Source organism: Candidatus Methylomirabilota bacterium, from assembly GCA_035764725.1.
Lineage (GTDB): Bacteria > Methylomirabilota > Methylomirabilia > Rokubacteriales > CSP1-6 > DASRWT01.
On sequence record DASTYT010000126.1, the window covers coordinates 1 to 11,043 of the forward strand.

Genomic DNA, 11,043 nt, shown 5'->3' on the forward strand with positions numbered 1-11,043 from the left:
CCGCAGTGAACACGCCGGGGACACTCGTCATCCATCGCTCGTCGCGCCAGACATTGCCCCGGTCGGTGAGTCGCACCCCGAGCTGGTCGAGCATGCCCGCCCGCTCCGGGCCCACGAAGCCCATGGCGAGGAGCACGAGGCGACAGGGCAGGGTGAACTCCGTGCCGGGCCTTTCCTTGAAGCCGGGGCGGCCGTCCACCGTCGCCATTTCGACCTCGACCGCCTCGAGCCCGGTGACCGCGCCGCTCGCATCGCCGATGAAGCGCCGGGTCGACACGGAGTAGACGCGCTCTCCGCCCTCGGCGTGGGCGGAGGAGACGCGATAGACGTTCGGCCAGGTGGGCCAGGGATTGTCGGCGGCGCGCGCCTCGGGCGGACGTGGCAGGATCTCGAACTGATGCACCGAGGCGGCGCGCTGGCGATGCGCGGTGCCGAGGCAGTCGGCGCCGGTATCGCCGCCGCCGATGATCACGACCGGCTTGCCCTCGGCGGTGATGAAGGCGGCCTCGTCGATGCGCTCGCCTTCGCAGCGCCGGTTCTGGAGCGTGAGGTAGTCCATCGCGTAGTGGATCCCGCGCAGCTCGCGGCCCGGGATGGGCAGGTCGCGGGGCGCGCAGGCGCCGCCGGTGAGGACGAGGGCGTCGAAGGTCCGCCGGAGCTCGGCCACGTCCACGTTCTGGCCCACGTGCGCGCCCGTGACGAACACCGTACCCTCCGCCTCCATCTGGCGGAGGCGGCGGTCGAGCACCCGCTTCTCCATCTTGAACTCGGGAATGCCGTAGCGCAGCAGCCCGCCGATGCGGTCCGCGCGCTCGTAGACGGTGACGGCGTGGCCGGCGCGCGTGAGCTGCTGGGCGGCAGCGAGGCCCGCGGGGCCCGAGCCCACGATGGCGACCTTCTTGCCGGTGTGAACCCGGGACAGCTGTGGCCGCACCCAGCCCTCAGCGAAGGCGCGGTCGATGATGGCCAGCTCGATGGCCTTGATCGTCACCGGGTCGTCGTTGATACCGAGCACGCACGAGCCCTCGCACGGCGCGGGGCAGAGCGTCCCGGTGAACTCGGGGAAGTTGTTGGTGGCGTGCAGGCGGTCGATGGCCTCGTGCCACCGGTCCCGGTAGACGAGGTCGTTCCAGTCCGGGATCAGGTTGCCGAGCGGGCAGCCTTGATGGCAGAAGGGGATGCCGCAGTCCATGCAGCGCGCGCCCTGCTTCTGGAGCCGGTCGGCCGGCCACGGCAGCATGACCTGCTGCCAGTCGCGCACGCGCTCCTCGACCGGGCGATACGGCTGCTTGTCCCGCTTGAACTCGATGAAGCCGGTGACCTTGCCCATTCCGGGACTACCCGTGCGCGCTCGCCATCACCGCGTCGTCCACCGACATGCCGGTCTCCTGCGCCTTCTTGATGGCAACGAGCACGCGCTTGTAGTCCTTGGGCATGACCTTGACGAAGCGCTCGCGCGCGCGCTCCCAGTTGACGAGGAGGCGCGCGGCCACCGCGCTCTGGGTGTAGCGGATGTGGCGCGAGAGGAGATCCTTCACGAGCTCCACGTCCTCCACGTCCACCAGGGGCTCGAGGTCCACCATGCCGAGGTTGCAGCGGCGCTTGAAGTCGCCCGCCTCGTCGAGCACGTAGGCCACGCCGCCCGACATGCCCGCGGCGAAGTTGCGGCCGGTGCGGCCGATCACCACCACGCGGCCGCCTGTCATGTACTCGCAGCCGTGGTCGCCCACTCCCTCCACCACGGTGGCGGCCCCGCTGTTGCGCACGGCGAAGCGTTCGCCCGCGACCCCGCGGAAGTAGGCCTCGCCGCCGGTGGCTCCGTAGAGCACCACGTTGCCGACGAGGATGTTCTCCTCGGGCACGAACGTCGCCTCCCGCGGGGGATACGCGATGATCTTGCCCCCGGAGAGACCCTTGCCGAGATAGTCGTTGGCGTCGCCCTCGAGGGTGAGCGTGATGCCCTTCGGCACGAAGGCGCCGAAGCTCTGACCCGCGGACCCGGAGAAATGGAGGCGGACAGTGTCGTCGGGCAGTCCCGCCGCGCCGTGGCGCGAGGTGACCTCGTAGCCGAGGATGGTGCCGACCGTCCGGTTGACATTGCGAATCGGGAGCCGTATATCGACCGGCTCGCCCCGCTCCAGCGCGGGCCGGCACATCGGCACCAGGGTGGTCATGTCGAGCGACTTCTCGAGGCCGTGGTCCTGCTCCACGACCTTCCGGACCGCCACCTCGAGGCCTACCGCCGGGCGGTGGAGCAGCGGCGTGAGGTCGAGCCCCTTGGCCTTCCAGTGCTCCACCGCGCGGCGGACCTCCAGCCGGTCGGCGCGCCCGATCATCTCGTCCATGGTGCGGAAGCCCAGGGACGCCATGATCTCGCGCACCTCCTCCGCGATGAAGCGGAAGAAGGTCTCTACGAACTCCGGCTTGCCGGCGAACTTGGCGCGGAGGCGCGGATCCTGAGTGGCGATGCCGACGGGGCAGGTGTTCAGGTGACAGACCCGCATCATGATGCAGCCCATCACCACCAGCGGCGCGGTGGAGAAACCGAACTCCTCGGCACCCAGCAGGGCGGCGATCGCCACGTCGCGGCCCGTCTTCAGCTGGCCGTCCGCCTGCACGATGATCCGGTCGCGCAGCTTGTTGAGCACGAGCACCTGCTGCGTCTCGGCCAGGCCCAGCTCCCAGGGGACGCCGCCATGCTTGAGCGAGGTGAGCGGCGAGGCGCCCGTGCCGCCGTCGTGGCCGGAGATCAGCACCACATCCGAGTGGGCCTTGGCCACGCCCGCAGCGACGGTGCCCACGCCCACCTCGGCCACGAGCTTCACACTGATGCGCGCCCGCGGGTTCGAGTTCTTGAGGTCGTGGATGAGCTGGGCGAGGTCCTCGATCGAGTAGATGTCGTGATGCGGCGGCGGAGAGATGAGCCCCACCCCCGGCGTCGAGTGCCGCACCCGGGCGATCCACGGATAGACCTTGTGCCCCGGGAGCTGGCCGCCCTCGCCGGGCTTGGCGCCCTGGGCCATCTTGATCTGGAGGTCGTCGGCGTTGACCAGGTACTCGCTGGTGACACCGAAGCGCCCCGAGGCGACCTGCTTGATCGCGCTGCGGCGGGAATCGCCATTCGGGTCCGGCACGTAGCGGGTGGCGTCCTCGCCGCCCTCGCCGGTGTTGGACTTGCCGCCGAGGCGGTTCATGGCGATGGCGAGGGTCTCGTGGGCCTCCTGGCTGATGGACCCGTACGACATGGCGCCGGTGGCGAAGCGGCGGAGGATGCGCTCGACGGGCTCCACCTCGCTCAGCGGGATGGGCACGGGCGCCGTCTTGAACGTGAAGAGGCCGCGGAGGGTGGCGAGGGTCCGGCTCTGCTCGTCCACCGCGCGGGTGTAGTCCTTGAAGATCTTGTACTGACCGCTCCGCGTGGCGTGCTGGAGCTTGAACACCGTCTCCGGGTTGAAGAGATGGTACTCGCCGTCCCGGCGCCACTGGTACTCGCCCCCCCACTCCAGCTCGGGCTCGGCCACCGGGCGCTCGGGGAAGGCGCGCGCGTGCCGCGCCTCGGCTTCCGCCGCGATCACGTCGATGCCGACGCCCCCGATGCGGGAGGCCGTCCACGTGAAGTACTTGTCGACGAAGGCCTTGTCGAGGCCGATGGCCTCGAAGATCTGGGCGCCCCGGTACGACTGGATGGTCGAGATGCCCATCTTCGAGATGACCTTGAGCACGCCTTTGTTCAGCGCCTTGATGTAGTGCTTCACCGCGGTGGTCTGATCCAGGCCCGGGAGCATGTTCTGCCGGATCATGTCGTCGAGCGTCTCGAACGCGAGGTAGGGGTTGATGGCCCCCGCCCCGTAGCCCAGCAGCAGCGCGGCGTGATGGACCTCGCGCGCGTCGCCCGACTCCACGATCATTCCTACCTTGACGCGCAGCCCCTCGCGGATCAGGTGATGGTGCACGCCTGCGGTGGCGAGCAGGGACGGGATAGGCGCCAAGCGCTCGTTCACGCCACGGTCGGAGAGAATCAGGTAGGAGTGCCCCTCGTGCACCGCCGCGCTCGCCTGGCGGCAGAGGTCCTCGAGCGCCGCAGCCAGCGCGCCGCCGCCGCCCCGCGCCGGGTAGACCATCTGGATCGTCTTCGAGCGGTAGTGCGGCACGTCCGAGTGGCGGATGCGGGCCACTTCCTCGTTATCGAGGATCGGAGTCCTGAGCTTGAGCTGCCGCGCCGCCTCGGGGGTGGGCTCGAGGAGATTGCCCTCGGGCCCGATGGTGGTGGCGATCTGGGTCACCAGCTCCTCGCGGATCCCGTCCAGCGGCGGATTGGTGACCTGGGCGAAGAGCTGCTTGAAGTAGTCGTAGAGCAGCCGCGGCCGGTTCGAGAGCACGGCGAGGGCGGTGTCGGTGCCCATGGAGCCCACGGGCTCCTCGCCCGCGGTGGCCATCGGGGCGAGGAGGAGGCGGAGATCCTCGTGCGTGTAGCCGAAGGCCATCTGCCGCTGGAGCACCGTCTCGTGGTTGGGCTCAGGCACGTAGGGCGGCACGGGCAGCGTCTCGATGGGCCTGATATGCGTCTTCAGCCACTCGCCGTAGGGATGCTGGCCGGCGTACGCCTTCTTGAGCTCGGCGTCGTCGATGATGCGCCCCTGCGCGGTGTCGACGAGGAAGATGCGGCCGGGATGCAGACGCTCCTTGAGCAGCACGCGCTCGGCCGGGATGTCCAGCACGCCGACCTCGGACGCCATGATGACCATGTCGTCCTTGGTGACGTAGTAGCGCGAGGGCCGGAGGCCGTTCCGGTCGAGCACGGCCCCGATCACGGTGCCGTCGGTGAAGGCGATGGACGCGGGGCCGTCCCAGGGCTCCATCAAGCAGCCGTGGTACTCGTAGAAGGCCTTGCGGTCCTCGCTCATGCCCTCGTGGCCCGCCCACGCCTCGGGGATCATCATGAGAATGGCCAGCGGCAGCGGCCGGCCCGCCATCACGAGGAACTCGAGCACGTTGTCGAAGGAGGCAGAGTCGCTGCCGCCCTCGAGCACGATCGGCATCAGCTTCGTGAGGTCCTCGCCCAGCACCGAGGAGCGAACGATCGCCTCGCGCGCGTGCATCCAGTTGATGTTCCCGCGCAGGGTGTTGATCTCCCCGTTGTGGGCGATCATCCGGTACGGGTGCGCCAGCGGCCAGGACGGGAACGTGTTGGTCGAGAAGCGCTGGTGGACCAGGGCGAGCGCCGAGTCCACGAGCGGATCGATGACGTCGGGGAACATCGCCTCGATCTGGTCGGCCGAGAGCATGCCCTTGTAGATGAGGGTGTTCGCGCTGAGGCTCGGCACGTAGAAGCACTTCTTCTCGGCGAGGGCGGTCCGGTTCACCGCATGCTCGACCCGCTTGCGGATCACGTAGAGCTTGCGCTCGAACGCGGCCCGGTCGGCCACGCCCGGCGCGCGGCCCACGAAGACCTGCTGGAACACGGGCTCCACGGCGCGCGCGCTCGGCCCCACCGCGGACGAGTCGGTGGGCACGTCCCGCCAGCCGAGCACCTTCTGGCCTTCTTCCTGGACGATCTCCTCGAGGATCCGGCGGCACTCCGCCGCCTCGCCGGCCGCCCGGGGGAGGAAAACGAGCCCGGCCCCGTAGTGCCCGGGCGCGGGGAGGGTGAAGCCCAGGCGCGCGCACTCGCGGCTCAGGAAGGCGTGGGGCATCTGGATGAGGATGCCCGCCCCGTCGCCGGTGTTGACCTCGCAGCCGCACGCGCCCCGGTGCAGGAGGTTCTTCAGTACCTCGAGGGCCTGGCTCACGATGGCGTGGGATCGACGCCCCTTGATGTCCACGACGAAGCCGACGCCGCAGGCGTCGTGCTCGTGGGCGGGGTCGTAGAGTCCCTGGGCCGGGGGCAGACCGGGGGCGGCGGGGCTTGTCCGCATCGACGTCGTCTCCTTCGGCGCGTCCATCGGGCTCATGTTGTGAGTCCCAAACCTATCCCAGCCCAGAGCATTAGCCAAGCCCAAAATAGAAAATTCATTGTATAAGCCCTGCTAATGGGATAGGGTCGGGGCATGACCCTGGACAGCCTCCGCCTCTACTGCGACGTCGTGCGGTTGCGGAGCTTTTCCCGAGCCGCGGCGGCCAGCGGCGTCTCGCAGTCGGCGGCCAGCCAGGCCATCCAGCAGCTCGAGGCCGAGCTGGACGCAACCCTGCTCGACCGGACGCGGCGGCCCCTCGAGCCCACCGCGGAAGGGCGCGGCTTCTACGAGGCCGCCCGCACGCTGCTCGCCGGATTCGACAAGGCCCGCGCCGATTTGGCCGCCTCGCAGCAGCGCGTGGAGGGAACGGTGCGGGTGGCCGCGATCTACTCCGTCGGCCTTCACGACATGAGCCGGCACATGCAGCCGTTCATGGCCGCTTTTCCCCGCGTGCGCGTGCTCCTCGAGTGCCTGCACCCGCACAAGGTCGTCGAGGCGGTGCTGAATGACGAAGCGGACCTTGGCATCCTTTCCTATCCCGCCGCGAGCCGGGCGCTCCAGGTGCTGCCGCTGCGCGAGGAGCCGATGGTGGTGGTCACGCACCCGAGCCATCGGCTGGCGCGCCGCCGACGGGTGACGCCGGCGGACCTCGACGGCGAGCGCTTCGTGGCTTTCGATCACGACCTGCCGATCCGCCGGGCCATCGACCGAGCTCTCAAGCAGCACGGTGTGCGCGTGGATGTGGCAATGGAGTTCGACAACGTGGAGACGATCAAGCAGGCCATCGGCATCGCCGCCGGCATCAGCATCCTTCCCGCGCCGACGGTGCAGAAGGAGAGCGAGATCAAGACGCTCGCGGTGGCCGATCTCGCCCTCGCCGGCCTGGTCCGGCCGGTCGCCATCATCCACCGCCGCGGCCGCCATCTCACCGCCGCGGTGTCCCGCTTCATCGGCCAGCTCCGCAGCGATGACGCGCGCGGGCCGAGCCGCTCCGCCTCCGCGTGACGCGCCCGCTCCGCGTGATAGGGTAGATCGTATGGACGTCACACGCTTCGAGACGCGGCGGGGCGCCCGCGTCTACCAAATGCCGGTGGAGACCTTCCCCGGCCACGTGAACAACATCTACCTGATCGTGGACGGCGACCACGTCACGCTCTTCGACGTGGGCTCGGGGCTGCCAGATTCCAACGCGGGGCTCGAGGCGCGCATGGTCGAGGTGCGCGAGCGGTTCGGTGAGACGGCCACGCTTGCCTCCGTGCAGCACGTGGTGATCAGCCACGCCCACATCGACCATTTCGGCTGGGTCGGCCGCTTCACCCGCGAGAGCGACGCCGCGGTGTACGTGCACGAGCTTGATGCCCGCGTCCTCGTGAACTTCGAGGAGCGCATCGTGCTCGCCTCGAAGGACCTCCGCGTGTTCATGGAGCGGGCGGGGGTGAAGCCCGAGCTGCGGGCCGAGCTCGAGGAGGCCTACCGCTTCTCCAAGCTCTTCTTCAAGTCGGTCGAGATCGACCACGTGGTGAAGGACCGCGAGCGCATCATCAACGGCTATCGCGTGCACCACACGCCCGGCCACTGCCCCGGGCAGATCTGCCTCGAGGTGGACGATCTTCTCTTCACCGCGGACCACGTGCTCTCGCGCATCACCCCGCATCAGTCGCCCGCCGCCATCACCCCCTTCTGCGGCCTCGAGCTCTACCTCCAGGCCCTCGAGCGGATGCGGGAGCTGCCGGGCATCCGCCTCTCGCTGCCCGGCCACGAGGCTCCCATCGAGGATCTGGCCGGCCGCATCGACGGGATCGTGGGCCATCACGACCGCCGGCTCAGCCAGGTACTGGATATTTGTCGGGAGCCCCTGGCTCTCGTCGAGGTGTCCAAGCGGCTTTTCGGGGCCAAGACCGGCTACACGCGCCTCCTCGCCCTGGAGGAGGCGGGCGCCCACGTCGAGTACCTCTTCCAGCGCGGCGAGTTGCGCATCGCGAACCTCGAGGACGTCACCCGCGAGCCCAATCCGACCATCCGGTACGAAGCGCGTCGCGGACGGTGACCGATGGGGTGGACGGATGGGGTGGTGGCCCGACGGTCAGACCGCGGACAACCTTGCTAAACCTTTGGCGTTTGGGTAGCATGGACATGGGCTCTGACATCTCCCGAAGGGTTCCCGGATGCCTCACGCCTCCGGGTCCACTCCGTCCAGGGTCAGGGAATTCCAGGAAGACAAGAGCACAAGCAAATTCCGTCCGTCTGACACACGGAAAGGACTGAAGACGATGAGTGACGTAGTCGCGCCCGCGTCCGCTGTCGCAAAGCCCCGCCGCACGCTGACCCGCGCGGTGATCCGGTTCGCGGGAGACTCCGGCGACGGCATGCAGGTCACGGGCGAGCAGTTCACCACCGAGGCGGCGTGGGCCGGCAACGACATCTCGACGCTGCCGAACTTCCCGGCCGAGATCCGCGCCCCCGCCGGCACCCTGTTCGGGGTGTCGTCGTTCCAGCTCCAGTTCGGCAGCCAGCGCGTGTACACGCCGGGCGATCAGCTGGACGCGCTGGTGGCGATGAACCCCGCCGCGCTCAAGGTGCACCTGGCCGATCTCAAGCCGGGCGGCATCCTCATCGTCAACACCGCGGCCTTCGAGGAGCGGAACCTGACCAAGGCCGGGTACGCCAAGAACCCGCTGGAGGATGCGGACCTCGCGTCCAAGTACCGCCTGCACCAGGTGGATATCACCGGACTCACCAAGGCGGCCCTGGAAGACCTGCCGCTCAACGCGAAGGAGAAAGACCGCTGCAAAAACTTCTTCGCCCTCGGGCTCGTGTCCTGGATCTACACGCGGCCCCTCGATCCCACCCTCGACGCGATCAAGAAGCGGTTCGCCAAGAACCCCACCTTCGTCGAGGCCAACATCCGTGTCCTCAAGGCGGGGCACGCCTTCGGCGAGACGGCGGAGATCTTCGCGGAGAACTACGGCGTCGATCCCGCCGAGATGGCGCCGGGCGTGTACCGGAGCATGATCGGCAACCGCGCGCTCGCCTGGGGACTCCTCGCGGCCGCCGAGCGCACGCAGATCCCCATCGTCTTCGGCGCGTATCCCATCACGCCGGCCTCGAGCATTCTCGAGGAGCTGGCGATGCACAAGCGGTTCAAGGTGCGGACCTTCCAGGCCGAGGACGAGATCGCCGCGGTGACCTCCGCGGTGGGGGCGTCCTTCGGGGGCGCCATCGGGGTCACCGCCTCGAGCGGGCCCGGCATCGCGCTCAAGGGCGAGGCGATCGGCCTCGCGGTGATGGCCGAGCTGCCGCTGGTGATCTTCGACATCCAGCGCGGCGGCCCCAGCACGGGCCTGCCCACCAAGACCGAGCAAGCCGACCTCATGCAGGCGCTCTACGGGCGCAACAGCGAGTCCCCCATCGTGGTGCTCGCGCCGTCGAGCCCCGGCGACTGCTTCTTCATCGCCTACGAGGCGGTGCGCATCGCCATCAAGTACATGGTGCCGGTCATGGTGCTCTCGGACGGCTACCTCGCCAATGGCTCCGAGCCGTGGCTCCTGCCCGATCCGAAGACCCTGCCGGACATCCCGGTGCACTTCCGGACGGAGAAGGAAGGATTCTTCCCCTACATGCGCGATCCCGCCACCCTGGCGCGGCCGTGGGTCCGACCCGGCACGCCTGGCCTCGAGCACCGCATCGGCGGCATCGAGAAGCAGGACGTGACCGGCAACATCTCCTACGAGCCGGAGAACCACGACCACATGGTGCGGACCCGCGCGGAGAAGGTGCGGCGGGTGGCCCAGGAGATCCCGCCGCTGAGCATCAACGGCCCGCACACGGGCGACGTGCTCGTGGTGGGCTGGGGCGGCACCTTTGGCGCCATCACCGCGGCGGTGGAAGAGGCGCAGATGGAGGGGAAGGCGGTATCCTCCGTCCACCTGCGCTATCTCAACCCCCTGCCGCCGGACCTCGGCCAGACCCTCCGCCAGTTCCGCAGGGTCCTGGTGCCGGAGATCAACAGCGGTCAGCTCGTGCGGATCCTCCGGGCGGAGTACCTCGTGGATGCGGTGGGCTTCAACCGCGTGCGCGGGGTCCCGCTGCAGACGCAAGAGATTCTCGAAGCCATCAATCAACTCGTGGAGGCTGCGCGGTGAGTACGGTAAAGGGAGCTCCCGAGGCCGCGTCGAACGGCCCGCGCTACACGAAGAAGGATTTCGAGTCCGACCAGGACGTGCGCTGGTGCCCGGGGTGCGGTGACTACGCGATCCTGAGCGCCGTGCAGAAGGCGATGCCCGATCTCGGCATCCCCAAGGAAGACATCGTGTTCATCTCGGGCATCGGCTGCTCGAGCCGCTTCCCGTACTACATGAACACCTATGGCTTCCACACCATTCACGGGCGCGCGCCCGCCATCGCGACCGGGCTGAAGCTCGCCCGGCCCGACCTCAAGGTGTTCGTCGTCACCGGTGACGGGGACGGCCTTTCGATCGGCGGTAACCATCTCCTGCACGTGCTGCGCCGGAACGTGGATGTCACCATCCTCCTGTTCAACAACAAGATCTACGGGCTCACCAAGGGCCAGTACTCGCCCACCAGCGAGCTGGGCAAGGTGACCAAGTCGACGCCGCTCGGCTCCGCCGACCGGCCGTTGAGCCCGTGCTCGTTCGCGCTCGCGGTGGGTGCGACCCTCGTGGCGCGTACCGTCGACCGGAACATCGCGCACATGGAGGAGACGCTCAAGCGCGCGGCCGCCCACAAGGGCGCCGCCTTCGTGGAGATCCTCCAGAACTGCAACGTGTACAACGACCTCGCGTGGAACGTGCTCTACGATCGCGAGTCAAAGATCCACCACGAGCTCCGGCTCGAGCACGGCAAGCCCCTCGTCTTCGGGCCGGCCGACGACCGGAAGGGCCTGGTTCTCGAGGGGGTGAAGCCCAAGGTCGTGAGTGTGAAGGACGTCCCCGAGAGCGCGCTCTGGGTGCACGACGAGAAGAACGTCAACGCGGCGAAGCTGATCGCCGACCTCTTCGCACCCGATTTCCCCGTGCCCATCGGGGTGCTCAGCGATATCGTCGCGCCCGTCTACGAGGAGGTCGTGCTC

General features: G+C 68.7%; 6 protein-coding genes. 4 read left to right on the forward strand and 2 right to left on the reverse strand.

All coding sequences use genetic code 11. From position 1 onward, the window contains the following. Positions 1–1,330: glutamate synthase subunit beta (locus VFX14_20800; protein HEU5192136.1), on the reverse strand; the 1,330-nt coding region annotated here is incomplete at its 3' end. Positions 1,331–1,337: 7 nt separating this feature from the next. After that, complete coding sequence (gene gltB / locus VFX14_20805) at positions 1,338–5,915, reverse strand: glutamate synthase large subunit (GenBank protein ID HEU5192137.1); 4,578 nt, start codon at positions 5,913–5,915, stop codon at positions 1,338–1,340. Between the two features lie 132 nt (positions 5,916–6,047). On the opposite strand from gltB, the gene VFX14_20810 reads away from it, so the two are divergent. From VFX14_20810 to VFX14_20825, 4 genes are all read left to right on the forward strand, one after another. Beyond that, positions 6,048–6,959 carry a LysR family transcriptional regulator gene (locus VFX14_20810; GenBank protein HEU5192138.1) on the forward strand — a complete coding sequence of 304 codons (912 nt, stop codon included), beginning with the start codon at positions 6,048–6,050 and terminating at the stop codon, positions 6,957–6,959. Between the two features lie 31 nt (positions 6,960–6,990). Next, positions 6,991–8,001 (forward strand): MBL fold metallo-hydrolase, encoded by a 1,011-nt coding sequence (locus VFX14_20815; GenBank protein HEU5192139.1) that lies wholly within the window; start codon positions 6,991–6,993, stop codon positions 7,999–8,001. Between the two features lie 223 nt (positions 8,002–8,224). Then, positions 8,225–10,096 carry a 2-oxoacid:acceptor oxidoreductase subunit alpha gene (locus VFX14_20820; GenBank protein HEU5192140.1) on the forward strand — a complete coding sequence of 624 codons (1,872 nt, stop codon included), beginning with the start codon at positions 8,225–8,227 and terminating at the stop codon, positions 10,094–10,096. Beyond that, a partial coding sequence (locus tag VFX14_20825; protein ID HEU5192141.1) for a 2-oxoacid:ferredoxin oxidoreductase subunit beta occupies positions 10,093–11,043 on the forward strand: 951 nt, incomplete at its 3' end. The genes VFX14_20820 and VFX14_20825, both read left to right, overlap by 4 nt.

What these genes read in the sequence shown, in the direction of transcription:
- VFX14_20815 (HEU5192139.1), top strand. Translation starts at nt 6,991, where the DNA reads ATGGACGTCACACGCTTCGAGACGCGGCGGGGCGCCCGCGTCTACCAA.
- gltB (HEU5192137.1), bottom strand. Translation starts at nt 5,915, where the DNA reads ATGCGGACAAGCCCCGCCGCCCCCGGTCTGCCCCCGGCCCAGGGACTC.
- VFX14_20810 (HEU5192138.1), top strand. Translation starts at nt 6,048, where the DNA reads ATGACCCTGGACAGCCTCCGCCTCTACTGCGACGTCGTGCGGTTGCGG.
- VFX14_20820 (HEU5192140.1), top strand. Translation starts at nt 8,225, where the DNA reads ATGAGTGACGTAGTCGCGCCCGCGTCCGCTGTCGCAAAGCCCCGCCGC.